Below are 18,589 nucleotides of genomic sequence, written 5' to 3'. Positions count from 1 at the left end.
CTTTCCTATCCGTTAAAAGGATTTGAACTATCGTAGTTTTGACCATTAACCGTTATTGAATAGTCACCATAATCGATGTTTCCTGAAACAGCCAATGAAGAGACTGTGGAGTCCCCGGTCAATGTCCATGTTGAACCTTCAGCAACATTTACTGTAGTGTTGCCTGTTGAATTGATTACTCCTTTAAACTCGGTATTTTTCATGGTCCAGTTTAAGGAACTGATTGAATCGACAATGACGTTGCCTTCTATCTTTTCATTATCTGTGTTTAGTTCGGCTGTTCCTCCATTTGAACCAGTGTTTCCCCATTGGTTTTGGCTTGAAACTTCGAGGAATGTTCCGCTGCCGAAGCTTAACTCTGTATTGTCTAAATTAATAACACAGGCGGTGTTGGTTACATGAAACATTGGGGCCTCACCGTAAACGGATGATTCCTGAGGTATTGTCAATTTGGAGTTTTTGGCGGTGAACTGGCTTGTTCCGACATCAGCGTCTCCGCTCATGGACTGGTAGATGAACACTCCTCCTAAATCGACGTATGCATCACCATCCTGCCTGTTTCCTTCGCCGTATCCAGTCAGATCACAGTCTGTAAGTTCAATTGAGTTTTTGCCTTCGATGCATGCTATTTGAGAAACATAGGAAGTACCTTTGGTATTTTCCAAGGTGATGTTTCCTGTTGAGTAGATTAAAGGTGATCCCCTGCCGCTGGCTTTGCTTACGCCGGTGTTGATATCTGAGTTCTTGACATGTACCTGGCCCTCTCCACGGTCTGTTGCAAGTGCCGCACAGCTTTGGCCGTCGGTGTTGATGACAACATTTTCGGCATTGATGATTCCGTTGTATGTTGCGTCCAGTCCTCTGGATTTGTCTGAGTGTGTTGTGATTTTAACGTTTTTGATGTTTGCTTCAGTTGTTCCGGAAACTGTGGTCTGGCCAGGTTCTTCGCTACCTCCCGGACCCTGTCCGTCAATTGTTTCAGGAGGCTGGCCTCCGTCAGGCATTTCAGGAGGTTGTCCTCCGCTGCCAGCATTTCCACCTTGCGCTGAAGAATCTTCTCCAGATGCTTCAGCGTTGGTTACAAAAATACCGTTGGATCCTTTGGAGTCCGTGTTGATTTCAACGTTGGAAATGTCTATGGTGCCATTTGTATTGGCTAAAACGGCAGAATTGATTCCATAAAAATCAGCGTCGTCACCGGTAGATGCGGTGTCTCCTGTCTTGTTGATGATGGAGTCGATGAGCTTTAATGCTCCTCCATTTTTGACAAGAATTGTATTTACATCTGCACTATCAGTGTGGTATAGTCCCTTACTTTCGTCTAAGCTTTAAGAGTCAACAATGAGGTTTCCTCTGTCCTCCAGTGCATTTGCATCAATGCTTGTTGAGGCATTGCTGGATGAATTTGTGAGAGCGAAAGCGCATGCACAAATTATTATTAGGATTGCAATAGCTGCAATAATGTATTTTTTGTTCATGAAAGTAATAACTCGGATGTCATATTTAAGTATTTTGAATATTTTAGATAAGCAGGTTATAAATATTGATAGTTATTCAAAGTTGTGATTAATTTCTTTTAACTTCTCAATAGTGTCCTTAAATGCATTATCCATTTCTGATTTTGATTCAAATAATGTTAAATTATAATCAGCATATCCATGAACAACAACATTTTGTGGAATGTCCGTATAATTGTCTCCGTACCATAATTTAAGTAATTCATGTGATTTATTTGGACATTTCAATTCATATTCATCAAATTTCAATCTTTTTGTAGGAAATATTAATTCTTTTTTAAAAGGAGGAAAATCTTCTATAAATGAAGCATCAATCCCTTCAGCAATAAAATTAGTTGGTTCATAGCTCAAACCTAATTCCTCAAATCTTTTAGTAAATTCCTTTTCAAATGAAAAATTCTCTTGGGAATACAATCCCCTGAAATAGAATTTATGGCCGAGGTAATTTTTGGTGTAATAGTTAACAAATTCTTCTTTTACATAGTCATAAGGAAAAATATCTAATTTCACCATTGGTTTCAACCAGCCTAACTGTAAAAATAGTGATTTTCCCAAACCCGGTAAATTGAAGAAATCATCATGACCTAGCTCTTTGTGGTATATATTATTGAAATCTGTAAAATAGTTGTCAGTTGAATTAATCAGGCGTGTTAAAGCACAATTCTCTTTAAAAAATTCATATTTATTTATTTCTTCAGGTAACACTTCGATAAATTTATCATAATCTTTTCTCATCATTAAAATATCGCAATCGTCATCCCAAGGTATGAATCCCTCATGGCGTATTGCTCCAAGTAATGTGCCGTATGTAAGACAATAGTCAAGATCATGCTTTTCACAGACGTTATCGATGAATTTTAGCAATTCAAGATATAATAATTGAATATCTCTTATTGTTCCAGTTGGTTTTATTGTACTTGATTTGAATATAAAATTCAGGAGATTGTTTTTAGCAGGTTCATTTTTTCTCAATTTCTTGCTGCGAATAAATTTTACAAACCTAATGCAATATATCATTAGTTTTTCAGAGTCCTGTATTTTTTTAGGTAATTTTCTATAAAGTTTACTAAAATTCATGGTTTACCTCATTCATTCAAATATGCTTCTGCAATCTTCAAATCAATCTTTCTTGTGATTTTAAAATTGCTTGGGTCTCCTTCAAATAGGGAAATATTTCCATCTCTTAAGAAGAATAGCATCATGGCTTCATCTAATTTAGATATTTCATCTTCACTCAAATCTTGGTAAATTTCTAAAAATTTATTAATCTTAAAGCTTTGTGGGGTTTGTGAGTGAACTAAATTTTTACGAAGTGGAATATCAGTTAATTTTCCTTTTTCTTTGCTTTCAAAAATAACATCAACTGCAGGAATGACCGGACTTGCAGCATCATGGTCTTCAAGTTCTTCTATGCTTTTTCTAATTAATTCTGGACTTACAAATATTCTTGGCGCATCATGTGTTATTAGAATATGGTCTCCATCATTATAATTTGATTTAACATAATCTATTGAATTTAAGATAGTGCCGTTTCTTGTTTCACCGCCAAGTATGACAACAATTCTTGAATCATCGTTAAAATAGTTTTTAATTAAGTCTTTTGTTGTTGTAATATGGCTTTCAGGTGAAGAAACTATAATTTTATCAATTTCATCAACTTCTAAAAATTTTTCAATTGAATGGGCAAGAATTGGTTTGTCTCCAACAATTTCAAATTGTTTTGGTTTGTCCAATTTCATTCTAGTTCCAATTCCACCTGCAAGCATTGCTACAAAAATCATTTATAAACCATCCCAAAATTTATTAAAAGCTAGTCTAGGATTGTTTTTATCAACAATAACATCATAAACAAAATTAACAGTCAAACTTTGAAGGTTATATTTATCGCAAATATCTTTTAGAATAACTGTTGTATTTCTTCCTTCAAATAAAATTCCAGATGATTTCTCGTCAACTACAATTCCTTGACCGTATAACACTCCTAATGTATGGTTCCTGCTGACTGATAATGTTGAAGCAGTAATTATGTCTCCAAATCCGCAATAATCATCTACTGTATCTCGGCTTCCACCTAATTTTTCAATGATGTCTTTTGTTTCAGCATAACTTTTTGTGAATAATGCAAATCTTGCATTGTCATTAATGTCTAATCCTTCACAGATTCCCTGGCTTATTGCTAAAACATTTTTAATAATTCCGCAAAATTCAGTACCTATAACATCAGTATTGGCATTAACCTTGAATTTTTTTGTTTCTAATGCGGTTTTTACTTTCATTAGAGAATTTTCATCTTCACAAGCAATTGTTGTTGCAGTGGAAAGATTCTTTGCCATTTCTGAAGCAATATTCGGTCCGGATAATGCAACTGCTGGTCTTTTAATTATTTCCCCAATAACTTCGGTCATACGTTTGTTTGTGTTGGATTCAATCCCTTTTGCGGTTGTAACTAGAATGCAATCTTTTGAAATGATCTTATTTAATTCAGCAGTTACTTCACGAACAGTTGATGAAGGAATACATAAAAATATGATATCTACTTCATTTAATTTGTCAAATTCATTAATTCCGATAATATTTTCTTTTAATTTTAAGTTGGGATAATATTGTGAATTATAATGTGTTGAGTTAATTTCATCACAAATTTCTTTTTTTCTTGCATATAAAAATAATTTATTAGCATTTTCAGCTATTGACTGTGAAATGGCAGTTCCCATTGCACCGGCACCAATAACTCCAATGTTTAATGTCATTTTTTACCACCTTTCAGATTAATATTCTCCAAAATCAATTTTTTCGGGAGCGGGACGCCATCTAGATTCTTCTGGAGGCAATGCCATATAATCTCCGTATGTTCTTTTTAATATTTTGTCATAATCCTTAGGAATGTTCACTTCAATATCTTCGAATTGCGCTCTTTTTGGCGGTAGCCAGTCAGTTTTATAATAAACTGGCATTTGACATACTGCTGGAAAGTCACAAACTTCATCACAGTTTTCATGTTCATATTTTGAAAAGGATTCCACGCATTTCTTTTTAATTGAGTATGGAGAAATATGAAGTATTTTTATTAAATAATAAACTATGTTCTGAATTATTTTTTTAAATTTAGATGTATTGTCAAATTTTATTAATGCATACATTGTGAGCTGATTAAGTGTGAAACTTTTCCATTTATGTATAAATCGTTTGAATTTGCTGTTTGGGATATTGTCTAAAATGAATACGTCCATAAATATATTCTGTTTAAAATTTACTTGATCATACCACCATTCGCTAAATTCAGTATTTTTCAACAATAATCTTCCAAAGGTATAAGGGAATGTTTCTTCATTTAAGACATTGATGAAGGAGTATTTGCTGTCAATGCTTTTTTCAAAAATGTTATTTAGTTTTTCAAAATCTTCTCTAAACATTATAACATCAATATCATCATCCCAAGGAATGAATCCTTTATGCCTGATAGTTCCAAGCAGACTTCCGCCATATATGAAATATGTTAAATTATTCTCTTCACAAACTTCAATGAAATATTTTAAAATTTTCATTTGGACTTGCTGGAGGTGTTTTAAAGTTTCATCATTATATCTTTTTGATTTAAACATTTTTTTCCCTTAATTAATTTTTTAAATAATTTTATATATGTCTTGGAAATTTTTAAATATTTCTTTTTTTAAAATTTATAATATAATTAATTAATAAAATTTTGCTAATTAAGGTAATGTTTATGAAAGAGGATAATCCAATTGTATATACTTGTTTTTGCACTGATATTATTCATGAAGGACATTTGAATTTGATTAATGAAGCTAAAAAGTATGGTGATGTTGTTGTAGGTGTCCTTTGTGATTCTGAAATGGTTAAATATAATAGGTTTCCATTAAAAACAACCAAAGAACGTGTCGACTTGGTTGAGTCAATACCTGATGTAAAAAGGGTAATCATTCAAAACAAAATAATGTATGATGATGTGGTTCGTGAACTTCATCCAGATTACATTATCCATGGGGATAACTGGTCAGAGGACTCAATGAAGGTTATAAGAAGAAATATCTTAAAAGTTTTGGATGAATATGGTGGGGAGCTCATAGAGGTTCCATACACTTATAACCCAAATATTCAAAAAGTTGACAGGCAAATGAGGGAACAGTTAGCAATGCCTGAACTTAGAAGGAAAAGATTAAGGCAATTATTGGATATGGTGCCTATTGTAAAGACAATCGAGGTTCACAGTGGATTAACTGGTTTAATAGCTGAAAAGACAGTAATCGCTGATGATGAGCACATCGACCAGTTTGAGGCAATGTGGATATCCAGTTTATGTGACAGTACCGAGAAGGGAAAACCCGATATTGAACTGGTTGATATGACTTCCAGATTCAGAACAATAAATGACATAATGGAAGTGACAACCAAGCCAATCATTTTTGATGGAGACACCGGAGGAATAGCTGAACACTTTGTCTATACTGTAAGATCACTTGAAAGGATGGGTGTTTCTGCGGTAATTATTGAAGATAAAATAGGTTTGAAGAAAAATTCACTGTTTGGAACTGAAGTGCAGCAAACACAGGATGAAATTGAACATTTCTGTGAAAAGATTGCTGCAGGTAAAAATGCACAATTATCTGATGATTTCATGATTATAGCAAGAATTGAAAGTCTAATTCTTGAACAGGGCATGGACGATGCGCTTAAAAGGGCATTTGCTTTCCGTGATGCGGGGGCAGATGGAATAATGATACACAGCAGAAGGAAAGAACCTGATGAAATATTGGAATTCTGTGATAAATTCAGACAGGAAGATAAGGAAACTCCGATTATTGTGGTTCCATCTTCATATAACACAATCACTGAAGATGAGCTCATAGAACACGGAGTTAATATTGTTATTTATGCTAATCAGTTATTAAGAGCGGCATTTCCGGCCATGCAAAATGCGGCAAAAAGCATTTTAAAATATCACAGAGCACATGAAATAGATGAAGAATTATTATCTATCAAAGATATTATTACCCTAATTGATGAATTATAAGTGATTAAATGTCAAGATATGCGATTTTATCCGATATTCATGGGAATTTGTTTGCCTTAAAAGAGGTTTACAATGACCTTGTCAATCAGGAAATTGATTCCATAATCCTTTTAGGAGACTTGATAGATTATGGTATGCAGTCTAATGAAGTGATTGACTTTATTAAAGAAAATTTATCCTTGGATATTATTTGCAACATCTGGGGCAATCATGAAAGGGCTATTTTGACTAAAGACTTTAATCATTTTTCAAGCTCAAGAGGTGTTGAGTCAGCTAAATTCACCGATTCTATTTTAAGTGATGAGTCCAGGGATTACTTGAATGATGAATTGGCTCATGAAGGAATATTGAAGTTAGATTTAGATGGAAAAAAAGTTTTAGCTATTCATGGCTCTTTAAATGATTATTATTGGAAAGCAATTTTTCCAGATAACTTAAATGGGGATTATATTGAGTATGATATCGTTTTATCAGGCCATTCCCATTATCCTCACGTTTTTCAAAAATTTTATGAATTTGAAAATCCTGATTTCAGAAATAAAAAATCAGTTTTATTCATTAATCCGGGATCTGTTGGTCAACCTAGAAATCATAATCCAAATGCGCAGTATGCAATTCTAGACACAGATTCTATGGGTGTTGATTTAAGATACATTGAGTATCCAAAAGATAAAGCCATGGCTTTGTATGATGGCAGCATCGATGAATTTTATAAAAAAAGATTAGAAAATGGAATTTAACGGGAGAAGAACTTATGAAAATCTTATATGTTATTAGTGGTGTTACTGGGATGACCGGTAACGAATTGGTACGCCAACTATTAAATCAGAGTGAAAATGAAGTTAAAATTATTGGTTTTGACAATTTCTATGCCTCCTCAATTGATACAGTTGCAGATTGTATCGATGATGAAAGATTTGACTTTTATGAATATGATTTAAACAAATCAGATGAGATGGATAAAATAGAAGCAATGGTTGTTGATTTAAAAGATGATTTTGATGAGGTCATTTACATCAATTGTGCAGCTGTTGTCCACACAGAGCATTTCTACAATGTTTATGAAACCTACGAGACTAATGTCATCAGTATGAATAACTTTTTAGAGCAAGCTATTCGTGTGGGTGCTGAAAAATACATTAACTGCTCCACTTCCGAGATTTATTCAATGAATTCATGGAATGAAGATGGTGGTGTTAAGGAATCTGATTACATTACCATGGCTGATGCGGAACACAGTCAAAGAACCAGCTATGCAACTGGAAAGCTATTAACAGAGTTTTTCATGAAGGATGCAGTTGACAACGGTAAAATCAAAGGATGTTCAATCCGTTTCGCTAATGTTTACAGCAGGGATGAAAAATATCCAAAACATATCATTCCACATATCATAGACAGTTTCAAAAATACTGGTGAAGTTACATTGCTTGAAAACTCCAAAAAGAATCGTAGAACATTTTTGAATAATTATGACAGCTGCAGTGCCGTATTGGAACTTGCTAAAACAGATTCTGCACTTGACGGTACAATATACAATGTTGCAACCGATGAGGAGATTTCAATCATTGATTTAACTAAGCTCATTGCTGAAAAAATGGGTATTGATGAGCCTGTAATTAAATTTGAAGGCTACCGTGAATCCGATCCTGAAAGAAGATTGCTCTCCACAGAAAAGATTAGGGCTAGAACCAATTGGGAACCTATTGTCGATTTAAATAAGGGATTGGATGAATGTGTTCAAAATTACACAAAAAATTAGGTGAGTAAATTTGAAAATTTCGATTATTACAGTCGCTGGTGTTTCCAGCAGATTCAATAAAGATATTCCTGAGGAAAACAAGATATTGAAATGTCTATACTATGAAGAAAATCCTCAAAACACCTTAATTTATCAAATGCTTAAAAAACTGGATTATTGTGATAAAATAATTATTGTCGGAGGATATAAATATTCTGATTTGGAGGAATATGTTCAAAATAACATTTCAAGTGAGCTGCAGGATAAAATATCTCTAGTCTACAACGACCATTTCAGTGATTTAAGTTCCGGTTATAGTTTATATCTTGGAATTAAAGAAGCATTGGATAATTTCAATGATATTGATGAAATATTGTTTGTTGAAGGAGATTTGGATATTGATAATGAATCATTTAATGAAGTGGTCATGTCTGATAAAAATGTGTTAACCTTTAATTATGAACCGATTTATTCAAATAAAGCTGTGGTGTTATATCAAAATGGAAATGATGAATATCATTACCTTTTCAACAGCGACCATGGATTGTTGTCATTAGAAGAGCAATTTAAAGCTATTTTCAATTCAGGCCAAACCTGGAAATTTAATGATATGGAATTATTAAAAATAGCCAACGACAATTTCTATGAGAATATTGTTGAAGACACCAATCTGGGCATAATCCAGAAATATTTTGATTTGGTGGAAAATAAGGGTGATATTGAGATTATCGGCTTAAGACATTGGGTAAATTGCAATACTCGTGATGATTATCAGTTTATAAAAGATTACTGGGAGGAAAATTAAAATGAAAACTTTAGATGAAAGATTGAAAATCGTTGAAAAACACGTAAATGATGAGGAAATAACTATAATGATTATTGGTTTAGGTAGTGTTGGAACCTATTTATTGGACTTTTTAGTAAGTAAAAATGACCCTGCAATAAAAATTGTTGTTGTTGGAAGAAACCAGGAAAAAATGCAGTCTGATGTAAATATTGTCCGTGTTGCAGGCCTTATTCGTGAAGTTAATAAATCTCAAATCATTGTTGAAGCGGGCGTTGATTTAAATGACATTGCATCAATTGAAAAAGCAATAAGCAAATATAGTCCTGATTTCATTGTTAACTCAAGCAGGGCATATCCTGGCCTTAAATATGGAAGCATTTCCTGGAGCAATGTTCGCGCTTATGGAATTTGGACTCCATTGTCAATCAGATTTACAAAAAATATCATGGAAGCATGTGACAATGCCGATACCGATGCTGTCGTTATTAACACTTCCTATTCTGATGCAGTTATTCCATGGCTTAGAAGTGCAGGAAAAGCATATCCTGACTTTGGAAGCGGAAATTTAAATCATTTGATTCCAAGAATGAAATTTGCAGTAGCAGATATTTTAGGTGTTGATGATTTCTGGAATGTTGACTTTAATTTTGCAGCAGCACACTTCCATGACGTTTGCATAAGCAAGGAAGGTCAAACTGAAGGTGTTGAATTACCTCTTAAAATCTACTACAAAGGAGAAGAAAAAGACATTCCTCACGATGAGATATTCAGCAGATGTTCCATCAGCATGCCTGTTGACCAAAAAAGGAACATGATGAACGCTTCTAGTAACTATCGCATCATCAGCGCAGTCATTGATGCAATCCGCACTGGTGAAAATCAAAAGGTATTTGCACCGGGAGTGTTTGGCCATATAGGTGGATATCCTGTAATCATTGGTTATAAGGATGGAAATATATCCGCTTGGATTGATGAGTCAGTATTCACTTTTGATGAGATGGATAAGGCCAACCGCGAATCATTAGCATTGGATGGTGTTGAGGATATCCGTGATGCAACATTGATTTACACTGATGATTTAATATGTAAAGTTGATAAGGCATTTGGCGTTGATTTACCTAAAGAAGTCAAATATGACGATATAGAAAAAACTGCAGAGTTCCTTATAGATGAAATAATCACTCCACAATTGAATAAGTAGGACAATACAATGAATGTTGAAGATTTTGTAGATATTTTGGGTTGTGACTTCTACACTGGTGTTCCGGATTCACAATTGAAGGCATTATGCAATTATCTGATGAATACCTATGGTATTGATGAAAAACATCATTTAATCGCTGCTAATGAAGGTAACTGCACTGCTCTTGCAGCAGGTTATCATTTGGCTACTGGCAAGGTTCCGGTTGTCTATATGCAGAATAGTGGTGAAGGAAATATTATCAATCCTGTTGCTTCTCTTTTAAATGATAAGGTTTATGCGATTCCCTGCATTTTTGTCATCGGTTGGCGTGGTGAGCCGGGGATTCATGATGAGCCCCAGCATATCTATCAAGGCCAAATCACTTGCGATTTGCTTGATTTGATGGATATAGAAAATTTTGTAATTAGTGAGGATACGACTGTAGAAGAGCTTAAATCTACAATGGATGGGTATTATAACATTTTAGATTCAGGCAAGTGTGTTGCTTTTGTAGTTCGCAAAAATGCTTTAACCTATGATGAAAAGGTAGTTTATGAAAATGATAATGATATGATTCGTGAAGAGATTATTGAACATATCGTTAATGTGACTGGAGAAGATCCAATCGTTTCAACTACAGGTAAGGCCAGCCGTGAGCTTTTTGAAATCAGAGAGTCCAATAATCAAGGGCATCATTATGATTTTTTAACTGTTGGTTCAATGGGACATACATCATCTATTGCGTTAGGTGTTGCAATCAATAAACCTGATGAAAAAATTTGGTGTATAGACGGTGACGGTGCTGCATTAATGCATATGGGTTCTCTAGCTCTTGTAGGTAATGTAAATCCTGATAATTTTGTGCACATCGTTATAAATAACAGTGCTCATGAAACTGTTGGGGGAATGCCTACCGTAGCTTCAACAATGGATTTGGTTAATGTTGCAAAGTCATGCGGTTATTCCTATGCTGTGTCAGTAGATAACTTTGACGATTTGGATAAGGAATTGGCATTGGCAAAATCCCGAAATGAACTTTCATTTATTGAAATATTGTCTTCAATAGGCTCCAGAAAAGATTTAGGAAGGCCAACAACTACTGCAATTGAAAATAAAGAGAACTTCATGAAATTCCTTGAAAAATAGTGATAAAGTGAAACTAAAAGAATACGATGATGAAACATTAAAGCATATTCATGACGTTGAATTGATGATTTTAAAGGATTTAATCAGTTTTTGTGATGAGAACGATGTTACATATTTCATGTATGCAGGTTCCCTATTGGGAACAATAAGGCATAGCGGTTTCATCCCATGGGACGATGATTTGGATGTCTGCATGTTAAGAAGTGAATTTGAAAGATTCAAGAAGCTATTTTCATCTGATGAAAAATATGATTTGTTGTCAACCGAGTCTCATGGTGATTATCCTTACTTTTTTGCTAAATTAAATCTTAAAAACACCCGATTTGAAGAAGAATGGATGGACCAGCTTGATTTCACAATAGGATTCAATATTGATATTTTTGTTCTTGATGATTTAACAGACAATAAATATAAGCGTTCTTATCAGCTTAAGAAAGCATTCTTATATAATCGTTTATTGATAATGTCTAAGATACGATTAGATGATTTACCGTTTGTTTCAAAGGTCATTTCACATTCTGCATATCATATTTTGCATTTTTTAAATTTAAATCCATCCAAATTAAATAAAAGATGTTTGAAGTTTTTAAATAAGTACGCTGATGTTAATGCTAAAAACGTATTTGATATTTCAGCTATGGCTCATGAATATCCATTGATATATGACAAAAATGATTTTAAAGAGGTTACACAAGTTAAATTTGAGGATATTCATGTTAATGTTCCTAAAAATTATGATAAGATTTTAACTGAGTTGTATGGTGATTATATGCAGTTGCCTCCTGAGGATAAAAGATATAATCATCCAATTGATTTCATTGATTTTGGAAAATATTAGTTGTGCTTAAAACTATAAATGCAGTGCGAAAACTAGTCCACTAATTGTTTAGTTAATATCATTCATTTAAAATCCATAACTATGTTTTTAACACAACTATTTGCCATTTATCCTATGGCTAGGTAGAGATAATGGATTGCAATTATAAAATATGCAATTGCTAAAACAATATCTTCGACCATTGTTATCACCGTTACTTTGAATTTCATAATTTCGTAAGATTTGTGAATAAGTTTTATTAACATTTAGAATTTACTCTTTATAGCTCTTATTATTTAAGTAAGAGAGTATTTTTTAATACGGGATTGTATTTGGTTTGTAAAATTGTTTTTAAATGATAAAATTGTTTTAATTTTATTTTTAGACATTTTAATAAAAGACTTTAAATATGATAAAATTCATAAAATAGGTTAGACATCTTAGATGTTGGCCATGTGTTATCATGGTAAAAGATTTGTGAAAAGGAATGGGAGTTTTCCCATTCTGATTTTAAAGCTTTTTTTTAATTGCCAATTATTTTTAAAAAAAGTAATCTGTTTACTACTTAAACTACAATGTTTCTACTATAATTTAATATATGATATGATATATTACTCAGCTATTCTCGTTGGGATGGAATCTATATGATTTTGAGTTTCACCAATTCAAAATTTTTATAATGTACTAAATATTATATATTAACCATGGACAAGAAATCTGCATTTTTTATCATTTTAAGTATTGTCATTTGGCTGTAATGCTTTATTTTGTAGGAATAGATAAGATAATCATCACATTGAAAAACGCCAATAAGGCATTAATCGCATTGGCCATAGGTGTGCAGATTTTCACTTATCTATTGTACAACCTACGATGGAAATGGATTATCAACATCACAGACATCAAGGTGAGTTTCAAACAGCTCTTACCAATCACAATGGTGGGTCTTGCGGTGAACAACATCACACCTTCCGGTCGTGGAGGCGGAGAGCCTGTAAGGGCATACATCCTTGCGGAGGAACATGGCTCCCATCTTAAGGACACATTGGCTACAGTTGTGGCCGATAGGATGCTTGACACATTTCCCTTCATCGTTCTTGCAATAATAACAATTGCAGCTACAGTGTTCTACTTCCAGATGCCTACATGGCGTAATCATTCTTATTTTGGCGGTGATTGCAATCGTTGCAATCTTAAGTATTCTAATCTACTTATGTATCAATCCGAATTTCGGATACAAGATTGAGAAATTCGTTTTAAGGATTGTAAACAGGGAGTACAAGAATGGATTAGAAAACATGGAGAAGACCATTCACGACAACATCTTCGGATTTCAGGAAACCATGAAGGTGCTCATCTCAAACAGGAAGGTGCTGTACTACACAATCCCCTTGTCATTCGTGATATGGGTGTTCGAGATTATGCGTGTATACATAGTTTTCCTGGCCTTCGGAGCCACTTTGAACGTCATCGTAATCGGTGAGGTTTTCATCATCGCTTCACTTGTCGGTATGATTCCACTCTTGCCAGGAGGTCTTGGAGCGGTTGACGGTGTGATGGTAGGGTTCTATTCAAAGGCAGGAATATCACTATCCCTTGCAGCACCAGTCACAGTGATTGAAAGGCTCATCTCATTCTGGATGGCAACAATAATAGGTCTTGTGATATTGCCTCACTACGGATCATCAGTCCTTGACAAGATTTCAGTCGGAACTTCCGCTGAGAGCATAGACAATCCATAGGATGATTCTTAATTTATTTTACATTTGTTTAATTTATGCTAATAATATTATTGGTTTAAATTGATTTTTTTATTTTTTTTAAAATTCAACTTCTTTTTTCAAATATAAACCTTTTTAACTTTCCAATAACAAAAATACTTGACATAATAGTATAGGAAAATTAATTATGTCACAAGATAAAAATGAATGGGGCAGCAACCTGTCATTCATCCTTGCAATGATTGGTTCTGCAGTTGGACTTGGAAACATTTGGAGATATCCATATGTATTGTATTCTAATGGTGGGGGTGCATTTTACATCCCGTATATTGTTGCAATTCTTTTAATGGGTATTCCCTTTTTGATTTTGGAGTATGGCGTTGGTTATAACTATAAATCATCTTTTGCAAAGGCTATAAAAAAGATTAATGTCAAGTGGGAGTATTTGGGTTGGTTCTTGCCGGTTGCCGTATTCATGATTATGATTTATTACTCAGCTATTCTCGGTTGGGATGGAATTTATATGATTTTGAGTTTCACTAAAGGTTGGGGAGCAGATCCTAACGCTTTCTTTTCAACTACTCTTCTACAATCTTCTGAATCCGTATCAAGCTTACTTAATTTCATTCCAATTATTGCTATTGCGATGCTTGTCGGTTGGGTAATTATTTGGTTTATTTCACACCGTGACCTTGAAGAAGGTTTAGGTAAAGTTTCAAAAGTATTAGTTCCATTATTGTTTCTAATTATGGTGGTTATTGTTGGATTTTCACTTACCTTGCCTGGTGCTTCAATTGGTCTAGCCGAATTATTCAATCCTGATTGGTCACTTCTATTCAATTTTAACATTTGGATGGCGGCATTCGGTCAAATTATTTTCTCATTAAGCCTTGGAATGTCTATTGCATTTACTTATGCAAGCTACACTAAAGATGGTTCTGATTTAATAACAAACACTATTTCCATCGCGCTTGCTAATTCTTTATTTGAAAACTTCGCAGCATTGGGAGTATTTTCAATCTTAGGTTACATGTCAATGCAATCAGGAACAGCAGTAGCTGATCTTGTAACTCAAGGAACAGGCCTTGTATTTGTTGTTTATCCTACCGTATTCAATGTACTGGGTGATTGGGCATATGTTTTAGGACCTCTGTTCTTCATAACAGTTTACCTTGCAGGCCTTACAAGCATATTGTCTACAATCGAGCCTTTGTCCTTTTCAATTCAAAACAAGTTCGGATTGACAAGGTCAAGAACAATGACAATATTGATTGCTGTAGGGGCTATTGTTTCAATGCTTTATGCAACTGCATTCGGAGGATTCCTCTTGGGTGTTGTAGATACATTCATCAATCAGATTGCGATTCTAATTGGTGTTGTAGCGGAATGTATTGTGTTTGCATGGATATTTAAGGCTGAAAAACTCATTGACTTTTTAAATTCCAAAAGTAAAACATTAAAATTAGGCAAATGGTGGCTTTTAATTGTAAAATACGTTTTACCGATAGTTGTAACAATTATCTGGATTGGTGGAATGGTTGATGTTATCAGCAACGGCACATTCGAACAGTTGGTATTTACATTGATTTCCGCTGCAGTCTTATTAATTGCAACCTTGATATTCACTATTCTTCCTGCTAAAAACCCTGAGTGGGATAATGCTGAAGAGAGAGTGTAATTGTTATAGTTCATCTATAACATTTTTTTCTTTTTTTTTAATTATTGCTTTCATTTTGTAATATTGACTTCAATTATAAGTTAATTTTAAATAATATGTCATTTTTATGTTTTATCATACAGTAACACTTCAAATAAGTTAATATAGTGTTTAAAACATATTCCTTGTGTAGTTTCAATCTATTAAAATATTTGGCCATTTATTCTAATTGATTTTAAGAAACTTAGAATTGATGAGGATATAAAATGCTTGATTATAATATTGAAGATGCTCAAAGAATATTAAAATCTTTTGATAGTGTAGATTTAAGATTGGATAATCATATATTGGATAATTGGTTTGAAAGAGAAATCAATTTGGATTATATCTTTGATTGTTTAAAAGGTAAAATGATTCTAAGTATTTCTAAAACATCAGAAAATCGTTTTAAACTAATTTATCCCCATGAAAAACTCAAGACAAAAGATTTGTATATAATTATTGAGATTGATGATTTGGAAAAAATTACAGTAAAAACTGTATATTCCTTTAGTAAATCTAGGAGGCAACGCGAAAATGAGAGAAAATGATTCACAAGAGGTAATTTATAGATATGATTATTTATCAGATACATTAGGAATTAAAGTCACCCGCAATTTTAAATATGATGAAACTATTGAAATGGATGATGGAATCTTGCTTGATTTTGACACAGATGGTATTCCAGTATCTCTTGAAATTTTAGATGCTTCAAAAAGGTTTGATTTAGATAATGGAAGCTTAAAAAACATTATTTGTCTGAAAGCGGATATATGTGTTGATAAAAAATTAATTTCAATAAATGCTACAATTGGAGTTCTAATTGATGATATTGAAAACAAACAGATTTTTCAATCACATGCAAGTAATTATGCTAAAATTCCAGAAATATCCACACAATTAGTTTTAGCTTAAGTAAACAGTTTATCAATAATGCTTTCATTCTTTTCTTTAGGTTCTAAAGTGATGGTGATTTCATCGCCTGAGCCCTCAAAAGCTATTTCATCATTGTCGTTTGAGGGTTTTTCAATATCTTCTGCTTCAGTATAGCAAACACCAATTATCAGGCCTAATATGGCAAGCAGAAATATTAAAAGTATAGTGGCATCTTTCATTTTCATGGTTATATATTAACTCTAAGAATATATAAAAGGAATAGAAAAGTATTTTAAGGCCTATACTCAAATAACTATTGAAAAGTTTAGCGAGGTGAAAATATGAAAAACGCAATTATAGTCTTGATAGGTATTGTCATAGCATTATTAATTGTTGGCGGAGCTGTAGCGTTGAATACTATGGGTTCCAATGATAATCAACAAAGTGATGATGCTGACTCAGCTGTTGAAGAGGAAACCGACACAGTCAAAAACGCAACTCTTGTCGATGATGACACTTCATCAGATAGCGATAGCGATATTGTTAGTGAAGAAGTCAAGTTCAATTATCAAAATGGCTCAGGATACTACCGTGAAGTCACATACAGGGACGGAGGGTTCCGTCAATTCGACACTGAAAGCAATGAGTTAATTGGTTCTTCATATGATTCCGATCAAGATAAACTTCCAAGCATGGAATGATTTAAATGATTTTAAGGGATTTGTTAAAACATTTCGATATCGAAGAGTCATTTCCGGATTATCTTTTAGAGCAATCTTTCAATAAAGTGTTTCTTGATGGAGAGCTATCTAAAAGCGATAACAACTATAAGATAGTAGTTAAAACAAGACAAGATGTTATTCATCAATTGTTTTTAAAGCCAGATGAGGATTATCCTGTTATCGTCCTGTCTGAACTTCCAAGCGGTTTGTTAAATGGGATGAAATTTGGCCTTACTGAAGATGATGTTGCATACATCAACGGATTGTAGCTACTATTTTTTTATTTTTTAACTTATTTTTATATAATATTAAAACCAAAAATTATATTATAATAATTTATTTGTTGATATCATGAACAAAAAAGAGTTAATTAATTCTGGAAAAGTAAAAAGTGTATACACTACTGATAATCCTGATGAAGTCATTATCGAGTTTAGAGATGACATGACTGCAGGTGACGGTGAGAGAAAAGAAGTAATGAACGATAAAGGAGCTTATAATGCTGTTATCTCTTCTAAAATATTCAAAGTTTTAGAGGAAAACGGTGTTGAAACTCAATTCATTGACTTGCCTGAACCTAATGTTATGATTGCAAAAAAGCTTGATATGATTCCTATTGAAGTAATTATTAGAAACATTGCTACTGGAAGTTTAATCAGAAAATATCCTATTGCAGATGGTACTAGATTAGAACCTCCTATTGTTCAAATGGACTTCAAAGCTGATGAATACCATGATCCAATGTTAAATGATTCAATTATCAAGGCATTAGGCATTGCTACCCAAGAGGAAATTGATACCTTAACCGAAAAGGCATTGAAAATCAATGAGGTTTTATCTGAATTTTTAGCCGATGCCGGAATTATCTTGGTTGATTTCAAAGTCGAATTCGGTAAAGACAGCCAAGGCAATATCCTTTTAGGTGATGAAATTTCCCCTGATAGCTGCAGATTATGGGATAGCGAAACCTTAGACATGTTGGATAAGGAATTGTTTAGAAAAGGAAAAGATGACGAAGTTATGGATGCTTATATAGAAGTATATAATAGAATTATTCCAGATGATGAAAAGGTGATTTAAGTGTTATTTGATATTGAAGTTAAAATCTCTTTAAAAAGCGGTATGTTAAACCCTGAAGCAACTACAATCGAAAGATCTCTCGATTTACTTGGTTACGAAGTTAAAAACGTAAAAACCGTTGAAATTATCAAATTCCAAATGGAAGGTGAAGACAGGGAAGTAATCAGAGAAAATGTCGTTGACATGTGTGAAAGATTACTCTGTAATCCTGTAATTCATGATTATAAAATCAATGTTATTCCACAGAACATGGCTTGCGGTAAATAGGTGAGAA

General features: G+C 33.3%; 21 protein-coding genes and 1 pseudogene. 15 read left to right on the top strand and 7 right to left on the bottom strand.

The features are described 5' to 3' along the window. Positions 1–5: 5 nt before the first annotated feature. The 6 genes from QZU81_RS00870 to QZU81_RS00845 form a co-directional block, all read right to left on the bottom strand. Positions 6–1,004, bottom strand: coding sequence for a hypothetical protein (locus tag QZU81_RS00870; protein ID WP_295588966.1), 999 nt, complete (start codon positions 1,002–1,004; stop codon positions 6–8). A gap of 324 nt (positions 1,005–1,328) precedes the next feature. After that, positions 1,329–1,478, bottom strand: coding sequence for a hypothetical protein (locus tag QZU81_RS00865; RefSeq protein WP_295588965.1), 150 nt, complete (start codon positions 1,476–1,478; stop codon positions 1,329–1,331). Between the two features lie 72 nt (positions 1,479–1,550). Continuing rightward, the gene (locus QZU81_RS00860; protein ID WP_295588963.1) at positions 1,551–2,594 is read right to left on the bottom strand and encodes a phosphorylcholine transferase LicD; all 1,044 of its coding nucleotides are present in this window, start codon (positions 2,592–2,594) and stop codon (positions 1,551–1,553) included. 8 nt (positions 2,595–2,602) lie between these two features. Next, complete coding sequence (locus QZU81_RS00855; RefSeq protein ID WP_292824910.1) at positions 2,603–3,298, bottom strand: 2-C-methyl-D-erythritol 4-phosphate cytidylyltransferase; 696 nt, start codon at positions 3,296–3,298, stop codon at positions 2,603–2,605. Next, positions 3,299–4,267, bottom strand: coding sequence for an NAD(P)H-dependent glycerol-3-phosphate dehydrogenase (locus QZU81_RS00850; RefSeq protein ID WP_292850798.1), 969 nt, complete (start codon positions 4,265–4,267; stop codon positions 3,299–3,301). 18 nt (positions 4,268–4,285) lie between these two features. Further along, on the bottom strand, positions 4,286–5,119 hold the full coding sequence (locus tag QZU81_RS00845) for a phosphorylcholine transferase LicD (protein ID WP_292824905.1): 834 nt from the start codon (positions 5,117–5,119) through the stop codon (positions 4,286–4,288). Between the two features lie 122 nt (positions 5,120–5,241). On the opposite strand from QZU81_RS00845, the gene aepX reads away from it, so the two are divergent. The 11 genes and pseudogenes from aepX to QZU81_RS00785 all read left to right on the top strand — a co-directional run bounded on the left by aepX (position 5,242) and on the right by QZU81_RS00785 (position 16,552). Continuing rightward, positions 5,242–6,549 (top strand): phosphoenolpyruvate mutase, encoded by a 1,308-nt coding sequence (gene aepX, locus QZU81_RS00840; RefSeq protein ID WP_292824902.1) that lies wholly within the window; start codon positions 5,242–5,244, stop codon positions 6,547–6,549. A gap of 8 nt (positions 6,550–6,557) precedes the next feature. Next, positions 6,558–7,289, top strand: coding sequence for a metallophosphoesterase (locus QZU81_RS00835; RefSeq protein ID WP_292824899.1), 732 nt, complete (start codon positions 6,558–6,560; stop codon positions 7,287–7,289). A gap of 14 nt (positions 7,290–7,303) precedes the next feature. Then, positions 7,304–8,308: an NAD(P)-dependent oxidoreductase gene (locus tag QZU81_RS00830; RefSeq protein WP_295588959.1), complete on the top strand. Its 1,005-nt coding sequence runs from the start codon at positions 7,304–7,306 to the stop codon at positions 8,306–8,308. Between the two features lie 10 nt (positions 8,309–8,318). Next, positions 8,319–9,092, top strand: a complete 774-nt coding sequence (locus QZU81_RS00825; RefSeq protein WP_295588958.1) for a DUF6564 domain-containing protein — start codon at positions 8,319–8,321, stop codon at positions 9,090–9,092. A gap of 1 nt (position 9,093) precedes the next feature. Next, complete coding sequence (locus QZU81_RS00820) at positions 9,094–10,275, top strand: saccharopine dehydrogenase NADP-binding domain-containing protein (RefSeq protein ID WP_295588957.1); 1,182 nt, start codon at positions 9,094–9,096, stop codon at positions 10,273–10,275. 9 nt (positions 10,276–10,284) lie between these two features. Next, entirely contained in the window at positions 10,285–11,403 is a 1,119-nt protein-coding gene (gene aepY / locus QZU81_RS00815) for a phosphonopyruvate decarboxylase (protein ID WP_295588955.1), read from the top strand. Between the two features lie 7 nt (positions 11,404–11,410). Beyond that, the gene (locus tag QZU81_RS00810) at positions 11,411–12,241 is read left to right on the top strand and encodes a phosphorylcholine transferase LicD (protein ID WP_295588953.1); all 831 of its coding nucleotides are present in this window, start codon (positions 11,411–11,413) and stop codon (positions 12,239–12,241) included. A gap of 736 nt (positions 12,242–12,977) precedes the next feature. Then, a pseudogene (locus QZU81_RS10910) lies at positions 12,978–13,962 on the top strand (UPF0104 family protein). A 166-nt stretch (positions 13,963–14,128) separates the two neighbouring features. Then, positions 14,129–15,619 (top strand): sodium-dependent transporter, encoded by a 1,491-nt coding sequence (locus QZU81_RS00795; protein ID WP_295588951.1) that lies wholly within the window; start codon positions 14,129–14,131, stop codon positions 15,617–15,619. A 245-nt stretch (positions 15,620–15,864) separates the two neighbouring features. Further along, positions 15,865–16,188 (top strand): hypothetical protein, encoded by a 324-nt coding sequence (locus QZU81_RS00790; protein ID WP_292850774.1) that lies wholly within the window; start codon positions 15,865–15,867, stop codon positions 16,186–16,188. Continuing rightward, complete coding sequence (locus QZU81_RS00785) at positions 16,175–16,552, top strand: DUF2283 domain-containing protein (RefSeq protein WP_295588949.1); 378 nt, start codon at positions 16,175–16,177, stop codon at positions 16,550–16,552. The genes QZU81_RS00790 and QZU81_RS00785 overlap by 14 nt, the downstream gene beginning before the upstream one ends. Here the strand turns inward: QZU81_RS00785 and QZU81_RS00780 are convergent. Then, a complete protein-coding gene (locus QZU81_RS00780; protein ID WP_292824872.1) occupies positions 16,549–16,758 on the bottom strand; it encodes a hypothetical protein in 210 nt (69 codons plus the stop codon). The two genes, QZU81_RS00785 and QZU81_RS00780, sit on opposite strands and share 4 nt — an antisense overlap. A gap of 96 nt (positions 16,759–16,854) precedes the next feature. On the opposite strand from QZU81_RS00780, the gene QZU81_RS00775 reads away from it, so the two are divergent. From QZU81_RS00775 to purS, 4 genes are all read left to right on the top strand, one after another. Further along, the gene (locus tag QZU81_RS00775; RefSeq protein WP_292824869.1) at positions 16,855–17,214 is read left to right on the top strand and encodes a flagellar protein, FliL; all 360 of its coding nucleotides are present in this window, start codon (positions 16,855–16,857) and stop codon (positions 17,212–17,214) included. Positions 17,215–17,219: 5 nt separating this feature from the next. Then, a complete protein-coding gene (locus tag QZU81_RS00770) occupies positions 17,220–17,504 on the top strand; it encodes a hypothetical protein (RefSeq protein ID WP_292850765.1) in 285 nt (94 codons plus the stop codon). An 82-nt stretch (positions 17,505–17,586) separates the two neighbouring features. Further along, positions 17,587–18,315, top strand: coding sequence for a phosphoribosylaminoimidazolesuccinocarboxamide synthase (purC, locus tag QZU81_RS00765; protein WP_292824864.1), 729 nt, complete (start codon positions 17,587–17,589; stop codon positions 18,313–18,315). Beyond that, the gene (gene purS, locus QZU81_RS00760) at positions 18,316–18,582 is read left to right on the top strand and encodes a phosphoribosylformylglycinamidine synthase subunit PurS (RefSeq protein ID WP_292824861.1); all 267 of its coding nucleotides are present in this window, start codon (positions 18,316–18,318) and stop codon (positions 18,580–18,582) included. It abuts the gene before it with no gap. The last annotated feature ends 7 nt before the right edge of the window (positions 18,583–18,589 follow it).

It is taken from the genome of uncultured Methanobrevibacter sp., assembly GCF_902770715.1.
Taxonomy (GTDB): Archaea; Methanobacteriota; Methanobacteria; order Methanobacteriales; family Methanobacteriaceae; genus Methanocatella.
Note: the sequence above shows the minus strand (reverse complement) of the source record. Positions and strands in the feature narration are given on the sequence as shown.

Bases quoted from the DNA above. Each gene is read 5' to 3' on its own strand.
- QZU81_RS00870 (WP_295588966.1), bottom strand. From the start codon at position 1,004: ATGCCTGACGGAGGCCAGCCTCCTGAAACAATTGACGGACAGGGTCCG.
- QZU81_RS00865 (WP_295588965.1), bottom strand. From the start codon at position 1,478: ATGAACAAAAAATACATTATTGCAGCTATTGCAATCCTAATAATAATT.
- QZU81_RS00860 (WP_295588963.1), bottom strand. From the start codon at position 2,594: ATGAATTTTAGTAAACTTTATAGAAAATTACCTAAAAAAATACAGGAC.
- QZU81_RS00855 (WP_292824910.1), bottom strand. From the start codon at position 3,298: ATGATTTTTGTAGCAATGCTTGCAGGTGGAATTGGAACTAGAATGAAA.
- QZU81_RS00850 (WP_292850798.1), bottom strand. From the start codon at position 4,267: ATGACATTAAACATTGGAGTTATTGGTGCCGGTGCAATGGGAACTGCC.
- QZU81_RS00845 (WP_292824905.1), bottom strand. From the start codon at position 5,119: ATGTTTAAATCAAAAAGATATAATGATGAAACTTTAAAACACCTCCAG.
- aepX (WP_292824902.1), top strand. From the start codon at position 5,242: ATGAAAGAGGATAATCCAATTGTATATACTTGTTTTTGCACTGATATT.
- QZU81_RS00835 (WP_292824899.1), top strand. From the start codon at position 6,558: ATGTCAAGATATGCGATTTTATCCGATATTCATGGGAATTTGTTTGCC.
- QZU81_RS00830 (WP_295588959.1), top strand. From the start codon at position 7,304: ATGAAAATCTTATATGTTATTAGTGGTGTTACTGGGATGACCGGTAAC.
- QZU81_RS00820 (WP_295588957.1), top strand. From the start codon at position 9,094: ATGAAAACTTTAGATGAAAGATTGAAAATCGTTGAAAAACACGTAAAT.
- aepY (WP_295588955.1), top strand. From the start codon at position 10,285: ATGAATGTTGAAGATTTTGTAGATATTTTGGGTTGTGACTTCTACACT.
- QZU81_RS00795 (WP_295588951.1), top strand. From the start codon at position 14,129: ATGTCACAAGATAAAAATGAATGGGGCAGCAACCTGTCATTCATCCTT.
- QZU81_RS00790 (WP_292850774.1), top strand. From the start codon at position 15,865: ATGCTTGATTATAATATTGAAGATGCTCAAAGAATATTAAAATCTTTT.
- QZU81_RS00785 (WP_295588949.1), top strand. From the start codon at position 16,175: ATGAGAGAAAATGATTCACAAGAGGTAATTTATAGATATGATTATTTA.
- QZU81_RS00780 (WP_292824872.1), bottom strand. From the start codon at position 16,758: ATGAAAATGAAAGATGCCACTATACTTTTAATATTTCTGCTTGCCATA.
- QZU81_RS00775 (WP_292824869.1), top strand. From the start codon at position 16,855: ATGAAAAACGCAATTATAGTCTTGATAGGTATTGTCATAGCATTATTA.
- QZU81_RS00770 (WP_292850765.1), top strand. From the start codon at position 17,220: ATGATTTTAAGGGATTTGTTAAAACATTTCGATATCGAAGAGTCATTT.
- purC (WP_292824864.1), top strand. From the start codon at position 17,587: ATGAACAAAAAAGAGTTAATTAATTCTGGAAAAGTAAAAAGTGTATAC.